General features: G+C 24.9%; 21 protein-coding genes and 8 pseudogenes. 9 read left to right on the plus strand and 20 right to left on the minus strand.

Annotated features, from left to right (window positions below; genetic code table 11):
• The first annotated feature begins 435 nt into the window (after nucleotides 1-435).
• Complete coding sequence (locus tag AYWB_RS01725) at nucleotides 436-1,062, plus strand: sigma-70 family RNA polymerase sigma factor (protein ID WP_011412640.1); 627 nt, start codon at nucleotides 436-438, stop codon at nucleotides 1,060-1,062.
• Nucleotides 1,063-1,442: 380 nt separating this feature from the next.
• On the opposite strand, the pseudogene AYWB_RS01735 reads toward AYWB_RS01725, so the two are convergent.
• A pseudogene (locus AYWB_RS01735) lies at nucleotides 1,443-2,229 on the minus strand (IS3 family transposase); the annotation flags it as partial.
• A gap of 166 nt (nucleotides 2,230-2,395) precedes the next feature.
• Between AYWB_RS01735 and AYWB_RS01740 the strand changes: the two are divergent.
• Nucleotides 2,396-3,022, plus strand: a complete 627-nt coding sequence (locus AYWB_RS01740; RefSeq protein ID WP_011412644.1) for a hypothetical protein — start codon at nucleotides 2,396-2,398, stop codon at nucleotides 3,020-3,022.
• A gap of 422 nt (nucleotides 3,023-3,444) precedes the next feature.
• Nucleotides 3,445-4,411: pseudogene (locus AYWB_RS01745) on the plus strand (IS3 family transposase).
• Nucleotides 4,412-4,885: 474 nt separating this feature from the next.
• On the opposite strand, the gene AYWB_RS01750 reads toward AYWB_RS01745, so the two are convergent.
• The 14 genes and pseudogenes from AYWB_RS01750 to AYWB_RS01815 form a co-directional block, all read right to left on the minus strand.
• Entirely contained in the window at nucleotides 4,886-5,239 is a 354-nt protein-coding gene (locus AYWB_RS01750; protein WP_011412647.1) for an SVM family protein, read from the minus strand.
• A gap of 113 nt (nucleotides 5,240-5,352) precedes the next feature.
• Nucleotides 5,353-5,655 (minus strand): SVM family protein, encoded by a 303-nt coding sequence (locus tag AYWB_RS01755; protein ID WP_011412648.1) that lies wholly within the window; start codon nucleotides 5,653-5,655, stop codon nucleotides 5,353-5,355.
• A complete protein-coding gene (locus AYWB_RS01760) occupies nucleotides 5,648-6,139 on the minus strand; it encodes an SVM family protein (RefSeq protein ID WP_011412649.1) in 492 nt (163 codons plus the stop codon). Before AYWB_RS01760 ends, AYWB_RS01755 begins: the two co-directional genes overlap by 8 nt.
• A gap of 84 nt (nucleotides 6,140-6,223) precedes the next feature.
• Nucleotides 6,224-6,598: an SVM family protein gene (locus tag AYWB_RS01765; protein ID WP_041639848.1), complete on the minus strand. Its 375-nt coding sequence runs from the start codon at nucleotides 6,596-6,598 to the stop codon at nucleotides 6,224-6,226.
• Nucleotides 6,599-6,633: 35 nt separating this feature from the next.
• Complete coding sequence (locus tag AYWB_RS01770) at nucleotides 6,634-6,999, minus strand: SVM family protein (protein WP_011412651.1); 366 nt, start codon at nucleotides 6,997-6,999, stop codon at nucleotides 6,634-6,636.
• Nucleotides 7,000-7,019: 20 nt separating this feature from the next.
• Nucleotides 7,020-7,622, minus strand: a complete 603-nt coding sequence (locus AYWB_RS01775; RefSeq protein WP_238374402.1) for a hypothetical protein — start codon at nucleotides 7,620-7,622, stop codon at nucleotides 7,020-7,022.
• Nucleotides 7,623-7,730: 108 nt separating this feature from the next.
• A complete protein-coding gene (locus tag AYWB_RS04460) occupies nucleotides 7,731-8,282 on the minus strand; it encodes a hypothetical protein (protein WP_011412653.1) in 552 nt (183 codons plus the stop codon).
• A 210-nt stretch (nucleotides 8,283-8,492) separates the two neighbouring features.
• Nucleotides 8,493-9,215 (minus strand): hypothetical protein, encoded by a 723-nt coding sequence (locus tag AYWB_RS04465; protein WP_011412654.1) that lies wholly within the window; start codon nucleotides 9,213-9,215, stop codon nucleotides 8,493-8,495.
• A 2-nt stretch (nucleotides 9,216-9,217) separates the two neighbouring features.
• Nucleotides 9,218-10,347: pseudogene (locus AYWB_RS01785) on the minus strand (AAA family ATPase).
• A gap of 119 nt (nucleotides 10,348-10,466) precedes the next feature.
• Nucleotides 10,467-11,075 carry a hypothetical protein gene (locus tag AYWB_RS01790; RefSeq protein WP_011412657.1) on the minus strand — a complete coding sequence of 203 codons (609 nt, stop codon included), beginning with the start codon at nucleotides 11,073-11,075 and terminating at the stop codon, nucleotides 10,467-10,469.
• A 311-nt stretch (nucleotides 11,076-11,386) separates the two neighbouring features.
• A complete protein-coding gene (locus AYWB_RS01795; RefSeq protein WP_011412658.1) occupies nucleotides 11,387-11,677 on the minus strand; it encodes an HU family DNA-binding protein in 291 nt (96 codons plus the stop codon).
• A 180-nt stretch (nucleotides 11,678-11,857) separates the two neighbouring features.
• Nucleotides 11,858-12,193, minus strand: coding sequence for a single-stranded DNA-binding protein (locus AYWB_RS01800; protein WP_011412659.1), 336 nt, complete (start codon nucleotides 12,191-12,193; stop codon nucleotides 11,858-11,860).
• Between the two features lie 33 nt (nucleotides 12,194-12,226).
• Nucleotides 12,227-13,072, minus strand: a complete 846-nt coding sequence (locus tag AYWB_RS01805) for a DNA adenine methylase (RefSeq protein WP_187321644.1) — start codon at nucleotides 13,070-13,072, stop codon at nucleotides 12,227-12,229.
• A 222-nt stretch (nucleotides 13,073-13,294) separates the two neighbouring features.
• Nucleotides 13,295-13,895, minus strand: a pseudogene (locus AYWB_RS01815) (sigma-70 family RNA polymerase sigma factor).
• Between the two features lie 140 nt (nucleotides 13,896-14,035).
• Here AYWB_RS01815 and AYWB_RS01820 point away from each other — a divergent pair.
• From AYWB_RS01820 to AYWB_RS04310, 4 genes and pseudogenes are all read left to right on the plus strand, one after another.
• Nucleotides 14,036-14,320 (plus strand): single-stranded DNA-binding protein, encoded by a 285-nt coding sequence (locus tag AYWB_RS01820; RefSeq protein ID WP_041639852.1) that lies wholly within the window; start codon nucleotides 14,036-14,038, stop codon nucleotides 14,318-14,320.
• Between the two features lie 60 nt (nucleotides 14,321-14,380).
• A pseudogene (locus AYWB_RS01825) lies at nucleotides 14,381-14,712 on the plus strand (HU family DNA-binding protein).
• Nucleotides 14,713-14,725: 13 nt separating this feature from the next.
• Complete coding sequence (locus AYWB_RS04065; RefSeq protein WP_187321645.1) at nucleotides 14,726-14,869, plus strand: hypothetical protein; 144 nt, start codon at nucleotides 14,726-14,728, stop codon at nucleotides 14,867-14,869.
• A 38-nt stretch (nucleotides 14,870-14,907) separates the two neighbouring features.
• Nucleotides 14,908-15,360, plus strand: a complete 453-nt coding sequence (locus tag AYWB_RS04310) for a hypothetical protein (protein WP_011412664.1) — start codon at nucleotides 14,908-14,910, stop codon at nucleotides 15,358-15,360.
• On the opposite strand, the pseudogene AYWB_RS04315 reads toward AYWB_RS04310, so the two are convergent.
• The 4 genes and pseudogenes from AYWB_RS04315 to AYWB_RS01850 all read right to left on the minus strand — a co-directional run.
• Nucleotides 15,294-15,506 (minus strand): annotated as a pseudogene (locus tag AYWB_RS04315) (DDE-type integrase/transposase/recombinase); the annotation flags it as partial. The gene AYWB_RS04310 and the pseudogene AYWB_RS04315 sit on opposite strands and share 67 nt — an antisense overlap.
• 279 nt (nucleotides 15,507-15,785) lie before the next feature.
• Nucleotides 15,786-16,041, minus strand: a pseudogene (locus AYWB_RS01835) (phase variable surface lipoprotein); the annotation flags it as partial.
• A gap of 1,322 nt (nucleotides 16,042-17,363) precedes the next feature.
• Nucleotides 17,364-17,813 (minus strand): hypothetical protein, encoded by a 450-nt coding sequence (locus AYWB_RS01845; RefSeq protein WP_011412668.1) that lies wholly within the window; start codon nucleotides 17,811-17,813, stop codon nucleotides 17,364-17,366.
• A 174-nt stretch (nucleotides 17,814-17,987) separates the two neighbouring features.
• Nucleotides 17,988-18,326, minus strand: coding sequence for a hypothetical protein (locus tag AYWB_RS01850; RefSeq protein ID WP_049749268.1), 339 nt, complete (start codon nucleotides 18,324-18,326; stop codon nucleotides 17,988-17,990).
• A gap of 623 nt (nucleotides 18,327-18,949) precedes the next feature.
• Here AYWB_RS01850 and AYWB_RS03720 point away from each other — a divergent pair.
• Nucleotides 18,950-19,393: pseudogene (locus tag AYWB_RS03720) on the plus strand (DnaB-like helicase C-terminal domain-containing protein); the annotation flags it as partial.
• Between the two features lie 25 nt (nucleotides 19,394-19,418).
• Nucleotides 19,419-19,568, plus strand: a complete 150-nt coding sequence (locus tag AYWB_RS03945; RefSeq protein ID WP_160122698.1) for a hypothetical protein — start codon at nucleotides 19,419-19,421, stop codon at nucleotides 19,566-19,568.
• Nucleotides 19,569-19,778: 210 nt separating this feature from the next.
• Here the strand turns inward: AYWB_RS03945 and AYWB_RS01860 are convergent, their stop codons facing one another.
• Nucleotides 19,779-20,228, minus strand: coding sequence for a hypothetical protein (locus AYWB_RS01860; RefSeq protein ID WP_011412671.1), 450 nt, complete (start codon nucleotides 20,226-20,228; stop codon nucleotides 19,779-19,781).
• Nucleotides 20,229-20,881 lie beyond the last annotated feature (653 nt).

Genomic DNA, 20,881 nt, shown 5'->3' on the forward strand with positions numbered 1-20,881 from the left:
AAATTAATATTCCAACCAACATTAAAACCAAATAAAAAAGATGATTTAGTAAGAAAAATATTATAAAATAAATCATATAATAAATAAAAAAAACTTTAAAATCAAAAGAAATTAAATATTTTAAAAAATTAAAATTAAAAATCATTTTCAGTATCATCAATAGATTCCGTAATTAAAGGATTTTTTATATTATTTAATTGTTTTTTTAATTTTAAATTCTCTTTTAAAATTTCATCTAATTTTTTATTATTATCTTTTTCATCAAAAATACCCTCAGAAAAATTAAGACCTCCATGTTGAGGTGTTCCAAAAGTTTAGACACTTTTTACTTTTTAAAAATTCTTTAAGGCTAACTATTAAGTTAGTCTTTTTTGTTTCAAGACTGAAAAATAATTTCATATCTTTTCTAAAAAAATGTTTTTAGAAAGGAATTGAATGTTAAGACAAAAATTATTTAAAGATTTTTTAAAAAATAAAAAGAATTTAGAAATTCGTAATCAATTAATCGAACTTCATTTACCTTTAGTAAAAAAAATAACTTATCATTTTAAATATTGCCCTAAAGTTTTAACTAAGGAGGATTTATATCAAGAAGGGATTTTAGGATTAATCAAAGCTCTAAATAATTACCAAGATTTAGGTTATGACTTTATCGCCTATGCAACACCAACAATAAAATCAGCAATCAATGAACTAATAAGAAAAAGCCATTCACCTTCAATTCCCCAAAAAACAACCAAACCAAACAATATCAGTTTTAAAGAAGAACAATACAAACAACCTAATTGGGATAAAATCCTTAATCCGCATCAATTATGGCTAAAACAAGTAAAACATGAATTATTAATAAAAAAACTAAAAACTAAACTAAGTAAAAATGAATTCAATGTTATTTGTTTAAATTTTGGTATCTCATTAGAAAACAACAACAAACCTAATCAACAACCCCTATCCAATCATGCAATCGCCCAAAAACTTAATTTAAAACTCTCACAAATTGAAGATTTAAAAGATAATGCAATTAGAAAACTAAACCCAAATTATAAAAATAAGGAGAAATAAAATGTTAAATAAAGTCCAATTAATCGGTAATATTGCGCTGTTCCGTTTTTTAATACAACTTTTGTCTCTAAAATTATTCTTTAAAACTTAAAATTAAGTGATAATTTCATATCTTTTCAAACTAACAAAGTATTTTCATTAGACGAAAAAAGTGTCTAATGTTTTTTATATAATTTGCTAGTTTCAAAAGATATTTATACTAATATTTTACCCCTTCACTATATAGTTAGGTAAAAAAAGTTAAAAAGTCGTCAACAAAATGAAAAGAAAATGATGTTTATTATTAATAAAAACATTTTATTGAAAAAAAGGCGCAAAAAAGATACCTTTTTAAAAGGTCTATTTTGAAAGCTATTTTTTTAATTGTTTTATCTTAAACTTTACGCATATTGGATAGGTGAAAGATAGTTTAATTTAGCTAAAATCCATTTTTTATTCCAAAAAGCAGGAAATTGGTTAATGATGGTTTTCATTTTTGTCATTGGATTTTGAAATAAAAAAGGATCGCGATAAAATAAAATACTTTTCATTTGGCCGAAAAAGTTCTCAATGACGGCGTTATCACGAGGGGCGGCTTTTCTCGGCATGATGATTAAAAAAACCCTTTTTTCGTTAAATTTTGTTGGACTTTTTGTGATTGGTAAACTGTTCCTTGATCTGAGTGAATAATACAAGGTTTTTTTAGTTTTGGCATTTTTTTGATAGTATTTAAAACTAAATTTTTATTTTGATGATTAGAAATATGAGAAGCGACTATTTGATTGTTAAAAGAGTCGATAATACATGAAAAATATAAAAAACCTTGTGGAGTTTTAAAATAAGTGATGTCGGTAAATAGTTTTTGCATCGGTTTATAAGTTTTAAAATCTTGATTAATTAAATTAGGAACTATTTTTAATTGAGATTTTAATTGTTGATAATGATATTTATTTTTTTGCTTCTTAAACGACAACAAATCCCTTTTTCTTTCATGATGAAATAAACTTTTTTCTTAGTGATGGGTTCATTAAAGATTTTTTGATATAAATGAGTGATTTTACGATGGCCAAATAAATATTCATGCATTTTACATAAAGATTCAATACGTTTTTGTTTTAAAAGATATTGTTCTTGTTTTATTTTAATTTTATGGTTAACTTTTAACCAATAATAATAAGTACTCCTTTTAGACTAAACTAACCAATTATGGGACTAAGAATCCATAATATTAATAAATGCCATCCAACATATACCTAAAAAATATTTCAATATTCAAACTTGACCTTCAATTGAAGGTCTTTTTTTTATATCAAAAATAACAAAAAACTAAAAAACTAACTAAAAGGAGAAAAATATGAAAAAAGAAATAAATCAAGGAATCATTAAGGGCGGTTGGGAAACAAAATCAACCCCCAACGACTTAGTTCAAATCAAAAACTTTTTACAAACATTAAAAGGAGAATTATTAAATATTACAATTGTTTCTCATTCTAAAAAGAAAAATTCCTATCAACAAACAAACTACCGCCCTAAAAACCAAACTCTATTTGTAGACCCTCAAATCTTAGATGAAATGAAAAAGTATAGAATAGAAATAATCAAAAATCACTCTTCCGAAAACGATAATAATCTAACCCTTACCAACCCAATAACACCCCCAAAACACCAAAATAATACCCTTAAAACACATTTCCCTATCTTCCAAATTAATTATCTTAACGAACAAAAAGATTATATTAAAGAATTAATAAGTAAGATAACCATAGACAAACTAGAAACTTTAAAATTATATAAATTAGATGCTAAAAAAGTAGATAAATATAACAATCCTATAAAAACAAATTATAAAAAAGGATTAAATGTTATTTATTATCAATCGGAAGATTTAAAACACATCAAATTATTTTTAACCAAAAATAAACAGGGCTATCGGGTTAAAAAAATACATCCCATGTATAAATATATATCTAAAATCAAATAAACACTTAACTAACAGTTTTATAACACTTCACTAACAGTTTTATAACACTTTCAATATTTAAAATTCTTTGACAAAACCAAACATTTTTAAGGAGTGATATTTTATATATTATATCGATAATGATAATGATACTCGATATTTGATATTATCGTTGTATCTTTTATCTATCATTATTATTTTTCGATATATAAATAACTCCCTATTTTTCCTTTACATTATTAAAAAGAGTTGTTAAAAATTATCCAAACACAATACCCTAACGCGCTGAAGCGCTAATAACAATCATAAGTACACATAAATAAAAGAAGAAGAAAAATAAAAATCCCCCAGTTGCGCGCTACCCCCTTTTTTAAATAAATATAATCATTCAGAGTTATAATGGTTATGTATATGATATAAAAAAAGGAAACAATATTTAAATCATGAAAAAAATAGCTAAAATAATAGAAAAAGAGAAACAAAAAAATAAATTATTACAAACTCTAATGAAAAAAAACCAAAAAACTGATAAAAAAACTGTTTTCGAATTAGTTAAACAATTTAATCAAAAACTAAATTTAACAACCATTTTAAAAACTATCAAAACCAAAAGAAGCACTTATTATTATTGGTTGAAAGTCAAAAATAAAATAAAAGCCAAAAAAAGAAAAATACTTATTACAACAAAATCGCATCAAAGCTTTATGTTTACAAGAAAAATATTTTTGCGGTCATCGTAAAATCACTGATTTATACCAAAAAACTTTTAACGAAAACATTACCAAGAAAAAAATTTATACTATTATGAAAGAAAACGGTATTTTTTGTCGTTTAAGAATTAAAAAAAATAAATATTATTATAAAAATAATTTAAAAGCTAAATTAAAAGTGGTAGACAATTTAATTAATCAAGACTTTATATCAACTAAACCCATGAAAAAACTATTTACCGACATAACTTATTTCAAAACTCCCCAAGGATTTTTATATTTTTCTTGTATTATTGATTCTTTCAACAACCAAATTATCGCTTCCCACACTTCCAAACATCAAAATAAAGAATTAGTTTTAAACACCATCCAAAAATTACCTCTATTAAAAGAACCTTGTATCATTCATTCCGACCAAGGCACAGTTTATCAATCACAAAAAGTCCAACAAACACTAATTAAAAAAGGTTTTTTAATCAGCATGTCGAGAAAAGCTACTCCACGTGATAACGCTGTAATTGAAAACTTTTTCGGCCAAATGAAAACTATCTTACAACATCAACATCCTTTTTTATTTCAAAAATCACCTGAAAAAGTTAAAAAAATAATCAATTATTTCCCTAAATTTTGGAACAATCAATGGATTTTAGCTAAATTAAATTATTCATCACCTTCTCAATATTGTCAAAATTTTAGATAATAATTTTTTTATTTCAAATTTTCAACCTTGAAAAAGGTTATCTTTTTGCGCATTTTTTTAATCAAAATAACATAATTACGCAAAAAAATAATTATGTTTTCATTTTCTTAACGGAATTTTAACTTTTTTTACCTAACTATATAGTGTAAAGATAAAAATATTTAATAAAAATATCTTTTGAAACTAATGAATTATTAAAAGTTTTAGAAACTTTTTGAAATTTAAAAAAAATATTTCCTTAGTTTGAAAAGATATGAAATTATCTACTTAATTTTAAGTCTTAAAGAACAATTTTAAAGACAAAATTTGTCTAAAAAAACGGAACAGCGCATTGATTTTAATCATGATTTGTTTGCCTCCTTTGGTTTTTAGTTTAATGACCTTGTAAGTTGTTGTGTGTTTGGGTAAAAGAAAAAGACCCTGGGAGAGGTCTTTTTTGTGAATATTATTTAATTTTATTTTAGCGTTTGGGTGTTATCGATTTAGGGGGTTATTTGGTTGATTAGGGTTGATGGGTTGTTGCCCGATAATTCTTAATCTATCATAAAGATTGTTTAGCTCTAAATATATCGCTCGGTTTCTGATATTTAATTCTAAGTTTGCAAAAGATCTTATTGGATTTAAACTCATTTGGTTGGATAACTGTTTTTTTTCTAAAGCTAATTCCAAAATTCTATTATTAATTTCTCTTATTTCATTTCTTATTTCATTATTGTTATTATCGTTATTCATCGCCATTAATTGTTGATTATTTATTATAAATAACAATCCTACAAAGATTATTAAACAAAGATAAATTATTTTACATTGAGTTGTTGATTTTAACATTAATTAAATCTCCTTTTATTTATATTTAATTAATATATTTAATTATTATTTAATGTTTTATTAGAATTATTCGATTGGCCTTGGAATGTTTTGGGTTTCTTGTGTTTGGGGGTTTATTGTATGATGTCTCGCATTTGAATCTGTTGCATTATCATATATATTTCCATATTTATCTTAACTATTTCCGTTCTAACATGACATAATCTTTCAATATTTACATTATTTCTTGGTTCTTGAGATAGTACTATTTCTTGTGACTTTAATTCATTTTTTCTTTCTTCTAATCGGATCTTTTGTGTTTCTAAAGTTATTCCAGGTAAAGCATACAAACATTTAGTATTAAAAATAAATAATAAACCTATAAAAGTAAATAAAAAAACACTTATTATTTGAAATTTATTTTTTAATTTAATCATTAATTATCACTCCTTTATTTTTAGAATCATTCTTTTTATAACTTTCTGGTTTATCAACCGAATATATATTAGAATTGTTTTTTGTTAAATTAATATATTGAAGATCGCCAGATAAATTATTATTATTTTCTGTTAAAGAATGTAAATTATTTTGAAAACTTTCTGGTCGATTATCATATGGCGTTGATAATTGATGATTATTTTTTCTTTTATTATATTTTTGAATTGCTTTTGTAATACAAGTTTGTTTATACAAAAGTTCTGATTTTTTTTCATTATTGAATTTGAAGTTTGTTAATTCGTTTTGTATTGAAAATTCTGCTTGTACATATAAGGCATATTCTTCATCATTGGAAATTTCATTATTATTGCTATTTTTATTTCCCATCGCCATAATATAATTATTACTAGTAATTAAAAATAATCCTAAACCAAAAAATACAAATATATTTAAGAATAATAAATGATGTTTAATTTTAAACATTAATAATGCTCCTTTTATTTTTAATCCCTCAGTTGAGGTGATTTAGTAGAGGGAATTGAAATTTTAATAATTGATGTTGATTATTCAACGTCTTCTGTTATTAGAGTTATTTAATTGATTGCGATTGTTTTCGTGAGGCATAGCATTATGTAAAATAATCTGTTGATTTGAGATACGTTGACTTAATTGTATATTTTGTCTTACAAGATTATTAATAATTTCTTTGGAAGCATTATTATTTCTAGCATTAAAAATTTGTTGGACTATTATAGCTTGTTCGCGATTCATTTCTTGTAAAATGCGCGCTTGAGTTTCAAAATTAGTGTTATGATGACCGTTATTTGGTGTTGCATTACCATTATGCATCGCCATTAATGGATTATTAAAAATAAATAATATTCCTATAAAAGTTATTAAACAAAGATAAATTATTTTAATTTTTTTTTGTAATTTAATCATTTTCAAATATAACTCCATTCTTAATTCGTATAAAATTATTTTTTAGAATCATCAGGTTGTTTTGAAGAAGAACCTTCTTCTTTTAAATTTTTCGTTTCCTCTTCGGCTTTTTGTTTTAATATTTCCATTAATTCAGGGTTTTCTAAAATTTTTATAATTTCATTATTTTTTTCAATTGAATATTCTTTAAATTCTTTATGTATTGTATAAAATCTTTTTATATCTTCTTTTTGTTTTTTGTTTTTTTCTTCTGATTTATTAATTTTCGGAATATCTCTTTTTTTATCACTAGATTCTTTTTTAGGTGAAGCTATTACTTGATTTATATTAATAAATAATAAACCTATAAATACAAATAAATAAATACTAATTATTTTAAATTGATTTTTTAGTTTTAACATTAATTAAATCTCCTTTTGTTTTACCCCTCATTTGGGTTGATTTCGTAGAGGGAGTTGAGAGAGGATAGGGCTGATTGTTTGTATTCTTTTAACCTTCTATCGAAAGATTTAATAGAATTATTTTTCAAGCCTTCAGCACCTTCGAGTTGGTTGGTTAAGGATTTTATTTTTATTTTATCAAATTCATCTTGGGGGTTAAGTTGGCTTATTTTTTTATTATAATCATCGCATTTTTGTTGATATTCGTTGATCCATTTTTGATGTTCATTTAAATAATCTAAACACTTTTTCCAACTGTTTTTAATTTTCTCAATTTCATTTTTTTCTTCTTCTGGGAGATTTAAGGTTAAAACTTCATTTTCGTTTTCTGATAAGATATAAGATTTAATTTGTTCATAATTCGTTTGAGTTATTTGAATTTTAGGTTTTGGTGGTTCTATGTCTCGTTTGGTTCTTGGTGGATGATTTATTTTTGGATTGTTATCTAATTCTTCATGAAAATTTGATAATGATTTCAGTTCTTGTTTGGTTTCGTAAAGACCTTCAAAAATTCCAATAATAAAAGAAATGACTAAAACGGTGATAATTAAAATAGCTATCCGATATTTTTTAAAAAAGTTCATCATTTCATAGCCTTTCCGATAATAGGAGTAATTGATATTATCTTTTAAAGAAATTAATTACTGCTATTATAACATTTTTATTGTTTTAATTTTAAAGAAAAAGTTTTTTTACGCTGGGATAGATATTAATTCAGGTATTTTGTTTTGATTAGTTTGTTTAATTCTTTTTTGGGTTCTTGTGTAGTTAGGGTTTTGAAGTTTTAGTTCTTCTTTGATTGTGTTTATTTCTTCGTCGATGGGTTCTAGTTTTATTTCTAGTTGTTCTTGTTGTATATTTTCTTGTTTCATTCGATTATTATATTCTTCTAGTTTTTTTTGGTAGTCTTTGTGGTCGGCGTCGATTTTGGCTAGGTCGCGGTCGATGTCTTTGGTATACATTTCTAAGGCTTCTTTGGTAATCATTGGGAGTGATTCTTTGTTTTCATTCGCTACTTCGTTGTACATATGCCATAAACGGTGCCCTTCGTGAAGAATTAAAGTGGCTTTCGTCATCCCTTGTGAGAATTTACGTGTAAAAGTAATCGATTTGCCTATGATTTTCATACCATATTTTGCAGGGATTAAGTCAGTTATTTTGTCAAAGGTTTTGAATCCCCATTTGATGATATTACCAGCCGATGCTTCGTTTTCTTTTTCATAGGTTTGCATTCGAATATGCATTGCTTGGTATTTTTCTTTTAGAGATTTATATAAATCTTGTTCTAATTTGATTTCAGCAATTTTTTGATTTACTTGGTTGATGTTTGTTTGAATGTCGTCGCGACGTTGTTCGACGGATTGGATTAAATTAAAATAAGATTTTTCATCAGCGTTTAATTCATTAAATCTTTTTTTAAATTATTTTTCAAGCCTTCAGCGCCTTCGAGTTGGTTAGTTAAGGATTTTTATTTTTATTTCTAATGTTCCTATTTGGCTTTTTATTTCGGTAATTTGTTTAACTAATGCAATCTTTTTGTCATAAAGGATATCTAATTTAGTGCGTAATTTTTCTTTTTCAGTTAAATCAGTCGATTCCGTGATTTGTTTTTCTGTTAGTTTTATTTCTTTTTCTTTGTTGGCTAATGCTTCTTCTTTTTGTTTTAGTTGTTCTTTTAAGACATTAATGTTATTTTCAGTTTCTTGTTTTTGAGTTTTGATTTCGTTAATCTTTGTTTCTGTTTGGTTTATTAATTCTTTGATTTTTTCTTTTTGTTCTTGGGTTATTTTTTGTTCTTCATAGAGTTTTTTTAATTCGACCTCTACTTTGGTTAATTCTTGTTCCCAATTATCTTTTAGTCCTTGGTAATTGTTGATGACTTCATCGTACTTATCAATGGCTTTATCAATTTCTTGGGCTAATTGGCCTGCGTATTTACTAGATGGTTCTTTTGGTTTATGAAAGAAACATAAGTAAATGAAACTTAAAATACCGATAATAATTAAAAAATAAGTTAAATAGCCTTTCCATGTATGGTTGTTGTATGTTGTTTGGTTGGTGGAAAGTTTTCTTTTAAAGAAAAGGACGATGCCAAAGATGGCGGAAGCCATTAAAAACCAAGTGAAATAAGATTTAAAGGTTAGATAAGTTTTAATTAAGTCTAAAGGTGTTTTCATAATTATTTACCTCCTTTCGCTTTAATTTCTTGTTCGATAGTGTTTAAAATGGTGTCATCTTGTGAGATTATCATTTTGTAAGCTTGTTTTAAATCTTCTTGATTGATTTCGTTTCTTCGTGTTTCTCCTTGGCCTCGGTTTTTAGCGAAGGTTGCTACTGTTGTTTTTAAGAGGTTTTCTAGAGTACGATTGGCTTTTTTAAATTGGTGGTTAACTGGTAACCTTTCTAAGGATTCATTGATAATATTGTATAAATATTTTTTCGCTTCTTCACTGTAAGGGTTTTTACGTTTGTTGATTAAGAATTCTAAAAAGGCTTTTCTTTCTTCTTTATTGCCTGGTTTAACTTCGATGTTATAAGTGAATCTTGATTTGATAGCTTCATCGATTTGGGCGATATGGTTTGTAGCGCCAATGATGAAAATTGGTTTGTCTTTGTTGTTTTCGAATGATGTCATTTCGGTTTTGAATTGGTTAACGATATTTGCATCTTCAGATCCAGGTTTTAAAGTGTTTATGGCTGTAAAGATAGTTTCACACTCGTCTAAGAAGATAATAGCTCCTTTTCCTTTTTGAGTTTCTTCACGTGCTTTGATGAATAATTCTGTTACCATTCTAGGACCTATTCCACAATATGTTTGTGAAAAAATAGCACTACTTACTTCAAAAAGGGGAGATTAGTTTCTTTAGCTAAAGCTCTGGCTAAGGTTGTTTTCCCAGTACCAGGAACTCCATACATTAAAATGCCTAAGGGCGAATCAACCTCACCAATATTGGTATAGTTTTCTTTATTGTTAAGGTAATCAATAAAACCTTCTACGGCTTGTTTTTCTTCTTTGAAACCGATTAATTGGTTGAAAGAAGGGAATTTTTGGTTGTTAGAAGGAGTAAATAATGATTCTTCTTGATTATTTAATTGTTTTAAATTAGTTTTTGTTTCTTCTTGTGATTCTTTATTTGTATTGGTAATTTGGTTTTGAATTATATCTTTGTTTTGTTGGAGTTTGTATTTCATTTCTTGGAGATTTTTATTTTGATTTTCTAATTTTTTATGATGGGTTATGAGATTTTTTTCAGTTTCTGTTAAAGTTTGATGATGAATCCAAACATAAGTACTTAAAAATAAGACCATAGATGTTATGATGATTATTATTAAATTAGTTGAATTTTCATTATTTGTTTTTGATAGTCATTTTAGTTCCTTTCTAACAAAAAAAAGACCAATTAATGATTGGTCTTTTGGATGTTTTATTATGATAAATTAGAGATTTTATTTTCGATTGTTTGACTTCCTCCGTCGAAGGCTTTTCCTTGGGAATCGACTAATTCGTAATCACAAATTAACTCTAATTGAGGGTTTTTATTAGTAATGATTTCTTTTTGTTCGATGCTAATTTGGATCTTAAGTGAACCAATGCCCTTATCATTTAATCTTATTTGTGGGCGTTTAGTATCATTGTAATCATTATTATCCACTTTTAAACCAACATTTAAATATTTTTCAGGATTGGTAAAAGTTTGAAGCGTGTCATATTTAGTTGATATTTTCAAATATAAAGGAACATTAATATCCATTCCGTCGGAGTTAAGAGTTGCTTCGTGTTCGATCGTAATTAAGTGATTATATTTTTGTTCGTTTAAGTTTGGAATGGGAATTGGTAAAAGGGTTTTATCTTCATTATTGCCGCCTGTTCGTTCAATAGTGAAAAAAGGAAGATTGTTCATTAATTGAATTTTTTCTTTTCTTTGTTTAGAAAAGTAATTAGTTAAAGCGAAAATGGATGTGGTAGTGAAAAAGATAGCGATAATAATTGTGATAATAGTTAATATTTTATTTTTGTTTTTTATTTTTTTATTCATATTATTTAGTTCCTCCTGGGATGAGAGATTTAATCAATTCAAGAGAATTATTAATTCCTGTTGTTAACCAGGGAATTTTATTATCGTAGTAAATAATAATGACTTGTAAAATAAAATGTAAAATGATCGTTATGTAAGCTATTTTTTTTAATAAATTGCGTTTTTTTATTGGGATAATAGTTATATTTTCTTGTTTGGGGTTAGTTATTGTTTTTATTTCTTGGTTTTGGTTTGTTTCGTGAGTATTGGGTTTTGTTTTTTCTTAATGATTTTATTCATATTTAATTTCTCCTTTGTTGGTTGATATTGGTTTATTCTAATGTTAAATCTTTTACTTTATCTTTAATGGTTTTAGATAATTTGAAAGAGACAACGGTTTTCGCAGAGATTTTGAGTTTTTTGCCTGTTTGGGGATTTCTACCAGTGTAGGCTTTACGAGTTTTTAAGATGAATTTACCTATTTTAGAGGATAAAATTACTTCTTCGTTGGAAGTAATGGATTCTATTAGGGTATGTTCGAATGAATGGTAAAATTCTTCTGTTTTTGAAATTGAGGTTTTATTTACCTCAGCTATGTTTTTAATTAATTCTTTTTTAGTCATATTTTTTTCTCCTTTTTGTTTGGTTTATTATTTTTTTTAGTTTTAGATTTTAATTTGCTGCGGTCTTTGAAGTAAGTACCGCGGGCGATTTCAGTAATGGCGTCGCTCATATGATTTTTTATTCTCCTTTCTGGTTTTCTTTTAAAAAGTTAAGATGTTTAATATCAATGTTCTTTTATTTTAAAATGGTAAATTATCAGTTTGAGATTTATTATCTAAAAAGATGACTTTATGTACGATCACTTTTGTATTTGTTTTCTTTTGGCCTTCGTTATTGGTATATTTTTGGATGGATAATGTTCCTTCGAGATAAATTTTCGATCCTTTATGTAAGTATTTATGAAAATTTTCAGCTTGGGTTCTAAAAACTACACAAGGAATATATTGAACTTTGTCTTTGGTTTGGTTAACAGCTAATTGAAAATCTATTTTTGTAATTTGTTCGTTATTACTGTTAATGTATTGTTTTTCGAGGTCATGTGTAATTCGACCGATTAATTGAATGTTGTTTAACATAATTTTATTTCTCTTTTCTTATTTTTTATTTTTTTAATAATTGGTAATAATGATTTCATGATTATTGTTTTTATTTGTCAAATTATGGCTAGTACTAGATTTGATACTTTGGAAGTAATAATTTTTAAATAATGCTCTAATTTCGGGAGTATCATAATTGGTGTATAACCATTTAACTCCTCTTTTATCAGCTTTTTCGAGACAGTTGAATAATTTAACTTGTTCAGTAAAACCAAAAACTCCTTTGTCAAAAGATGATATAGTGATGTTTTTGCCGTTGTAATAAGGTGGATCGATAAACAAAAAATCATCTTTCTTGGTGGCGGCAATTATTTTTTGATAATCAGTACATAACAAGACATGTTTATTTTTTTGAAAATGTTTTTGTAAGGAGAATAAATCATTTAAATTTAATAGGCTAGTTTTATATTTAGACTTATAACCAAAATTTGTATATAAGGATGTATTATCTTTGTATCTTAAAATGCCACGAAAACAATATTTACTTAAAATAAAGAAAAGCGATGCTTTGGTTGATCTATTTTTATTTTTAGTTAATAAATGATTATATTGGTTTAATAATGTTTTAAAAGCTTCTTTTTGTTGTTTTTGTTGTGATTTGGGATATTGATAAATAAAGTTTTCAAAAGCTAATGCTTTATTATAAAAATCTTGAGGATTATATAAAATACTTTTCCATATTTGGATGAGTTGTGTGTCATTATCGTTTAAAATGGCTTTTTTAGGCATTAAGGATAAATATAAAGCGCCGCTCCCTAAAAAAGGTTCGTAATAAGTTTTAAATTTTTTAGGAATTAAAGGTAAAAGATGTGGTAATAATTTCTTTTTACAACCAACCCAATTAATGAATTTTTGCATTTTTGTATTCCTTAATCCATAAATAAAATAAAAAGACAATATACGAAATAAGGCTTATCGTTGTGTTAGCTTTGATTCCTAAATTAAAATCAAAAAATAACGTCATAAGATTTGTAATTATAAAACCGATATAGGTTAAAGTTAAGATAATTAAAATATTTTTAGGTTTTAAGTTCATTGATATTTCCTTTCTTAATATAAAAAGACCTTATTCGGGTCTTTTTATTTTTTTAATTTATTGATGGCGATGTTTTTAATATTTTCTACTTGTCTTAAGGTTAAATTTAGTATTTGGGCTATTTCGTGATTAGAATAACTAGGTTGATAATCTTCGTTGATATTTCCTAAAGGAACTCCAAAATTTAATCTTATGACATTAAACTCCTTTTTACTTAATTTGGTTTTTTAGCTTTTTTAAAAAGAGTTCATGATGAATTTGTTTTAACCATAATTGATTAGGGTTAAGGATTTGATAATGCCATGTATGTTTTTCTTCTTGAAAAGAAGGATTATTGGTTTTATGAATCTTTTGAGGAACGGAAGGTGAATGACTTTTTCTTATTGATTCTCTGATGTCTGATTTGATAGTTGGCGTCGCATAAGCGATAAAGTCATAACCTAAATCTACATAATTATCTAAAGCCTTGATCAATCCTAAAACTCCTTCTTGGTATAAATCTTGTTTTTGAAGTACGCATGGATAATATTTAAATTTAGAAACTAGTTTTTTTACTAAGGGCAAATGTAAATCGATTAATTGATTACGAATTTCTAAATTCTTTTTATTTTTTAAAAAATCTTTAAATATTTTTTCTCTTAACATTTAATTCCTTTCTAAAAATATTTTTAGAAAAGATAGGAAATTATTTTTTAGTCTTTGAAAAGAAAAAAAGACTAACTTAATAGTTAGTCTTAAAGAATTTTTAAAAAGCAAAAAGTGTCTAAAGTTTTGGAACAGTTCATATCGCCCATAACCTAGAAAAACAACATATCAATAGCAACAACGAACAAATCCCAAAAATAGATTTCAATTTAGCAATTAACAACAAGGATAAAGTGCAATACATCCCTTGTGTAGTGTTTCGTAATCAAGCTGAAAACATGAGTATGTATTTACATAAAGGTTCAAAAATATATGCAGAAGGCGCATTATTAATCCCAAAATATACCACCAACGAAGGTAAAACACGAACCACCACCAAAGTAATTATCCAAAACGTCATCTTTTTAGACAACAAATCCAAATAATATTAATACAATTAAGTCCCCAAAAGGGACTTTTTTTATAAACCAAAAGGAGAAAAAAATATGAATAAAAAAGAATTAATTAAATCAATAGCTGAGGTAAATAAAACCTCAATAACCCAAACCGAAGAGTTTTACAATTCATTTGAGAATGCTCTAATTAAAGCAATTACATCAAATGAAGAAGTAGTTTTATCCTCTAAAATTGGCAAATTCATCTTAAAAACTAGAAAAGCCCACATAACACCCGAAACTAAATTCATCATCAATAAACAAACAGGAAAAAAACAGTCAAAAGAACTGGTAAAAATTTAAAAATACCTGCAAAAACGGTTGTTAGTTTTAAAATGTCAAAACCAATCAAAGACGAAGTCAAAAAACTTCAATTAAAATAAAAGGAGAAATAACATGAGCGACGCAATGACTGAAGCATACCGAGGAACTTACTTTAAAGACCGTTCAACTGCCAAAACTCCCAAAGGTAAATGGATAAATTTACATCATTTACATAAAACCTTTAAAAATAAAAAGAAATTATCTAAAAACAAATGAATAAAATTTATAAAAAATTATTAAGAAAGTAGGAAATAATGTGGATTTTTTCAATATTTGCAATAATTAGCAATTTTTTATTAAATTACACTAAAGGATTTACCACTGCTGAAATCATGGAAAGAAGATTGGATGGAATCCAAACAACTCTATTTACAATATTAATAGTTACTGGTTTTAAACCTATTTTCAAATTAATTACAAATATAATTGTTTTTATTAAAGAAACTATTTCTAATAAAAAACTTCAAACTTTAGAAATAAAAAACAACACACAATCGGAAAGGAAAATCAAAATGACTGATTCAAATTTTACTATTGGTTTTGTATCGGGGGCATTATTTGTTACTGGTTTATGTTTTGTATTTAAATATCTCTTTTTCAGTTTTCTTCAACTATTCAATCCCAACGATACTTACCCAATTATAATACAAGGTTCTTTTAATGGAGGTAATTTTTTGATGGTGTTTAAAACTAATTCTTTATTTTGATGTTTTGAAGTATGGGAAGCGATGATTTGTTTTTTAAAAGAATCAATAATACAAGAAAAATATAAAAATCCTTGGGGAGTTTTGAAATAAGTTATGTCGGTAAATAGTTTTTGTAAAGGGGCTGTTGATATAAAATCTTGAATATTGTAGGCGATTTTATAATTTTTGTTAGCGCTGAAGCGCGTTAGGGAATTGTGTTTGGTTAATTTTAAACAACTCTTTTAATAATGGAAGGAAATTTGGGAGTTATTTATATATCGAAAAATAATAATGATAGATAAAAGATACAACGATAATATCAAATATAGAGTATCATTATCATTATCGATATAATATATAAAATATCACTCCTTAAAAATTTTTGGGTTTGACAAAAAAATTAAAGGGGTCAAATGGTAATAAGATGGCAATAATAAATTGTTTATTTATTTTTTATTAAAATTTGATAAACAACCAGACATAATTTTTTTAACCCGATAGCCCTGTTTATTTTTGGTTAAAAATAATTTGATGTGTTTTGAATCTTCCAATTGATAATAAATAACATTTAATCCTTTTTTATAATTTGTTTTTATAGGATTGTTATATTTATCTACTTTTTTTGTCATCTAATTTATATAATTTTAAAGTGTCTAGTTTGTCTATAATTATCTTGCTTATTAATTCTTTAATGTAACTCTTAGAACTTTTAATATAACCTATAATAGGATGAAAAAAACATTAATAATAAAACCCATTAACCTGAAAAAATAAAATCAATTATTTTATCTATAAAATGAGAGATATAAAATAACCAAAATAAGAGCGCAAATAAAGAAGAAATATGTGATGACAAAATAAAAATAAGAATACAAAATAACAAAGATTTAAAAACAAAGATAATATTTTTATTAATAAATTCATATTTTTTCCTTTCGTAAAAAATGGTATAAAAAAAAGAACTTCTATTTGAAGGTCTTAGTTGTATTTTATTTTGCTTAATTGTTTTAAATAAGTTTTTTGTGATAATTCTTGTTTTACTTTGTGTAGTAATTATAAATATTTTTTTAACATCTGCAATCATTTTATTAATGAAGTTATTGTTTTGGTAAATTCGCACTACATGATAATTAGTGTCATTGAAATAAACCAAAAAAGTAAGTGAATTTAGTTTGACTACAATAGAGTTGACATTGAACTTGGGACCAGTAGTTGATGGGGCTTATTTGGTTTTAAAAAACCATTCCAAGATGTTGATATGGTGTTGTTTTCATTAACATAAGGGTATTTGATTTCTAATAAAGTGTTGGTTTTAGAGTTATATCCATCAAGTGAGGCTGAAAACATTTGGACTTTATCATCCGTAAAGATGTTGTCAGAGAATTTTAGTTCAATGGCTTTTTCAAATAAAATGAGTGATAAGGGTTCGGTTTTGTTTCTGTGTTCGGTTATTTGTTGCTTTTAAAAGTAGTGCCGAATATTTTATCATGGACTACTTGTTCTGACGATTTCGAGGTGCCATTGTGATGTTCTTTGGGTTAGGATGGTTTTTTGAATTTTTTTTGATTTTCCTTTTCATGTAAATTGTTAATAAAAAAAAGAATCTAATAAATAGAGTCTTAGTTGTTATTTATTCTGCTTAATTTTTTTAATCAAAATATTTCCCTTTAAAACAATTTAATTATGTTATTTGAGGTTTTTTTATAATTTAAATAAATTATGTAAAACGTTATTAAAGGGCAAAATAATGTGTAATAATACTTTTTAACAGTATTTTATGTTTTTAAAATTATGACCTTTACCAATTGAAAAATATTTATTAAATAAAAAAAACCCTAAAAAGGGCCTTGCTTTATGATTTAAAATTTATATTGTGAATTAAAATTTTTTTTTTGTATATTGGTTTTTGTAATATTGTTCGGATATTTATTGTCAATTTTTTAGCAATCTGTTTTTAATAAGAAAAACTAATAATTTTTATTTTTATGAATATCAAAATTTTTAAAAGTTTATTAAGTATAAAATTATTTACAAGTTATTTTTTTTCTTAATTTAATTTCTAAATCTATTTGTTCTAAAGTTATTTCATATAAATTTTTTTTAAGAGAAGATTTTTTGTCTTTTAAAAAAGATATTTGAAATTTTAAAAAACTTGAATTTCTTTCTGAAGTGTTAGGATTTTTCTTATTTCTAATTTCTAAATGAAATGATAATGTTTCTTCTAATCTAGCAATTTCTTTTAATATGGCATTTCTTTTTCTTGATAAATCATCTATTTGAGATCTTAAAAGCTCAATTTTTGTTTCTGAAGAATCAAATAATTTTTCCGAAGAATCTGTTTTTTTAATTTCTGAATAAACTTGACCAGCATAAACCAAATTAGATTTTTGAGAATAATTTATAAATATGAAAAGTAAAAATATCATAAATAAAAAAAATGAAGTATAGTGGACTTTTTTTAAATTTAAATTCATTTTTTGAATAAACTTTCTAATATAAATTTGCTATTTTTTGATTTTTATTTTTTTTAATTTAAAAATTCTTATATTTGTTAATTTTTTAAATAATAATCTTATTATTTAAATTTATTATTTTTATTGCTTGTTGATTGTTAAAAAAATTAAATAATTCCTAAAAAAGAAAATAAATCAACACCTATTATTTATCATCAGTCTCAGTTCAGAGTTAGTTCTTTTATTATTTTCAGATTCTTGAACTTTATCGTTGTTCTGTTTATCTTGAAAAAGAGATAAAGTTTTTCTTTTTGGGTTGAAGTGAAGGATTAAATAGTTACTACCTGGGACTTTGTGAATTTGTTTTTCTAAGCTTACATACAAATATAATTGACTATCATCTGCTCTATTGGCTATGGTCATATCATAAGTATCGCCATCTTCATGCCGCCTATCAAAAGGATGACGGTTTTTGACGAATGGGCGAGGTCGGTGGGTTTTTTTTGGATTTAGGAGGCGATCTTTTATGGTCATCAATTCAAAAGGTCCGATATTGGTTTTTTATCTGACTTTTGTTGATAATAACCGATTCCATTAAAGGTGTATTTGGCTTAAATCATGGTGCATTTTTTTATTAACTTCATACCATTCTTCAATGTTTTCGAATTTGGTTTTATTTAAAATAGGAATTTCTTCGCGGCGGCGATAATTTTTGTAGTCAAAGGTTTGAATAGGCTACTATAGATTTTTATTTGGGGAATTTATAGTTTTTTGAATTTCATCATATCTAATTCTTTTTTGTCTTCTAAAACTTATTTAGTTGCTTCATGGGCTTTTTGTTCGTCTTTGGTTTATTATTTGAGTTTATTGATTTCATGACGGAGTTCGGCGTTTTCTAAAGCTTTAATAATTCCTTCAAAAAGGGGGGTAGGTGATAACTTCTGATAATAAATAAGAAAATAAAGGATTAAAAATTATTTTAATTTAATAGTATTTTTTTCTTAGAAATATCTAATTTTTATTATAACATATTTTTGCATTTATAAAACATAAAAAAAAAAAAAATATACCTTTATCTTTCTTTTTTTAATAACAAAAATTGGATTAAACAGAATAAATGTTATATTTTATTTTTAAGGATTAATATAATTGATTAAAACAAATTAGAAAATGACCGTCTAGCAATTGATGAAATCATGACTAAATTAAAAAAATTAGCCATCGAATTAAACATTGTTATTATCATTTTATCTCAATTTTCAAGAGATACATACAGCAATTATCAAGGTAAATCAACAGAAATAACAGCTTTAAAAGGAAGTGGCGGAATTGAAACTAACTCAGATATCGTCTTAATGATGTCTGAATTCAAACCCAAACTATCCAAAGACAAAGAAAAGCCCATAAATATATATAATTCAACCTTAGAAGAACTATATTCAGACTATAATGACGATTAAAATCAAAAAATAATCGAAGTATGTATCAAAAAAAATAGAAGTGGTACCAAAAAAACCTTAATTTATCACTTTGAAATGACCACTCAAACCTTCCAAGAAATCGGTTATGTTTTACCTTATAAAATAGAAACTTATTATTAATCAAAAAAACTAGGAGTTAAAATAAATGAATTTTCAAGAAAAAATAAAAAATATTCAAATCAACTTCCCTATGTCAGTTTTATTAAAAAAATTAAATATAATACCACCAAAATTCAATCCCAAATATCGTTTTCCTTGTCCCATTCATCAAGGGATTTTTGTAGGCGATTACTGAGTTTTTTCAAAATATTGTTTCTTTTAAAAAAAATCTTTTTCTTATTATTTATATAATAGCATTAATAATTTCAATAATTTAAAGTTTTTTTAAGTTTTTGTAATTTATAAATAATTTTATTTATTTTTTTCCAACAACAAAAGCCGTCTAATAATTAGACAGCAAAATTAATTAAAAATATTTAATTTAAACTAATTTAATCAAATTAAATTAAGGAGAAAGTTGAAAACTTTGAATATAATTATTTTCAAGATATCTATACCAATATTGACATTCAACTTTATTTAATATTTTAATATCTTTTTTTTCATAATCTTTTTTAAGTTTTAATTTAAGTTTTTGTAATTTAAAATATTTTTTAAAATTCTTATTAAGAAAATAATTTTTTGGTTGAATACTAGATAAATTTAAACTAAAATAATTAGAATTTTGAACTTGGTTTGGAGTCATATAAGATTTAAACAATAAAGTTAAATTATGTGGAATTTTAATATTTCTTCCATTAATTATTTTTTTAATATTCCATTCAAATATATTAGAAAAAATAAAATTAACAATTGGAAATGAACTTAATTCTATTTCTTTAATTATATCGTAAGGAAATAATGCCAAAAAAGATTCTTGAGGACAAGAAAAACATGTGCGAGAAAATCCAAACAAATGACGACTATAAAAATCAATTCCTTTATTAGGATTTGATTCAATTTGTTTATCATTTTTAGAAACATATTTACTAACATATGAAACAACTTTATTAATATAATCTTTTTTATCAAAAGCGCCTTTATAAAAAACTTTACATTTACTAATTTCAATTTTTTCAAATATTATAGGCGATTAAAGAACCATTAAAAAAAATACCAACTTTTAAGTTGGTTTCCTTAAATAATTAATTTCAAAAATTTAATTGTTTGATTTCGTTTGTTGATAAGTTTTTCTGGTCTATTAATTTTTGTTCTTTGTTTTCTAATTCTATTTGTTTTTGTTCAATTTCAATTTTTAATTGATTTACATCTTTAATATTTGAAGCTAATTATTTTTCTAAAGTTGTTATTTTTTCTTTTGAAAAAATCAACTCATTATCTTTTTTTACTATTAATTCATTCTGGTTTGTAATATTATTTTTTATTACTTCGATTTCTGATTGTAATTTGTTTTTTTCTTCTTCGGATAAATCTTTAGTTTGTTGGAGTGTTATTTCTTTAGTTTTAAGTTGAGATTGTAATTCAATTATTTTTCCTTCAAGGGATAATTTTTCTAGTTGTTGAGCTTGAAGGTTAATGTTTAAATATCCCTTTTCGGTTTCTAAAATC

The organism is Aster yellows witches'-broom phytoplasma AYWB (genome assembly GCF_000012225.1).
Classification (GTDB): Bacteria; Bacillota_I; Bacilli_A; order Acholeplasmatales; family Acholeplasmataceae; genus Phytoplasma.

Coding starts and splice junctions, on each gene's coding strand:
- AYWB_RS01800 (WP_011412659.1), bottom strand. CDS start 12,193: ATGTTAAACAACATTCAATTAATCGGTCGAATTACACATGACCTCGAA.
- AYWB_RS01765 (WP_041639848.1), bottom strand. CDS start 6,598: ATGATTAAATTACAAAAAAAAATTAAAATAATTTATCTTTGTTTAATA.
- AYWB_RS01795 (WP_011412658.1), bottom strand. CDS start 11,677: ATGACTAAAAAAGAATTAATTAAAAACATAGCTGAGGTAAATAAAACC.
- AYWB_RS01790 (WP_011412657.1), bottom strand. CDS start 11,075: ATGAATAAAAAAATAAAAAACAAAAATAAAATATTAACTATTATCACA.
- AYWB_RS01755 (WP_011412648.1), bottom strand. CDS start 5,655: ATGATTAAATTAAAAAATAAATTTCAAATAATAAGTGTTTTTTTATTT.
- AYWB_RS03945 (WP_160122698.1), top strand. CDS start 19,419: ATGAATTTTCAAGAAAAAATAAAAAATATTCAAATCAACTTCCCTATG.
- AYWB_RS01845 (WP_011412668.1), bottom strand. CDS start 17,813: ATGAATTTAAATTTAAAAAAAGTCCACTATACTTCATTTTTTTTATTT.
- AYWB_RS01850 (WP_049749268.1), bottom strand. CDS start 18,326: ATGACCATAAAAGATCGCCTCCTAAATCCAAAAAAAACCCACCGACCT.
- AYWB_RS01760 (WP_011412649.1), bottom strand. CDS start 6,139: ATGTTTAAAATTAAACATCATTTATTATTCTTAAATATATTTGTATTT.
- AYWB_RS04065 (WP_187321645.1), top strand. CDS start 14,726: ATGAGCGACGCAATGACTGAAGCATACCGAGGAACTTACTTTAAAGAC.
- AYWB_RS01750 (WP_011412647.1), bottom strand. CDS start 5,239: ATGTTAAAATCAACAACTCAATGTAAAATAATTTATCTTTGTTTAATA.
- AYWB_RS01775 (WP_238374402.1), bottom strand. CDS start 7,622: ATGAACTTTTTTAAAAAATATCGGATAGCTATTTTAATTATCACCGTT.
- AYWB_RS01805 (WP_187321644.1), bottom strand. CDS start 13,072: ATGCAAAAATTCATTAATTGGGTTGGTTGTAAAAAGAAATTATTACCA.
- AYWB_RS04310 (WP_011412664.1), top strand. CDS start 14,908: ATGTGGATTTTTTCAATATTTGCAATAATTAGCAATTTTTTATTAAAT.
- AYWB_RS01725 (WP_011412640.1), top strand. CDS start 436: ATGTTAAGACAAAAATTATTTAAAGATTTTTTAAAAAATAAAAAGAAT.
- AYWB_RS01740 (WP_011412644.1), top strand. CDS start 2,396: ATGAAAAAAGAAATAAATCAAGGAATCATTAAGGGCGGTTGGGAAACA.
- AYWB_RS04465 (WP_011412654.1), bottom strand. CDS start 9,215: ATGAAAACACCTTTAGACTTAATTAAAACTTATCTAACCTTTAAATCT.
- AYWB_RS04460 (WP_011412653.1), bottom strand. CDS start 8,282: ATGCATATTCGAATGCAAACCTATGAAAAAGAAAACGAAGCATCGGCT.
- AYWB_RS01770 (WP_011412651.1), bottom strand. CDS start 6,999: ATGTTAAAACTAAAAAATCAATTTAAAATAATTAGTATTTATTTATTT.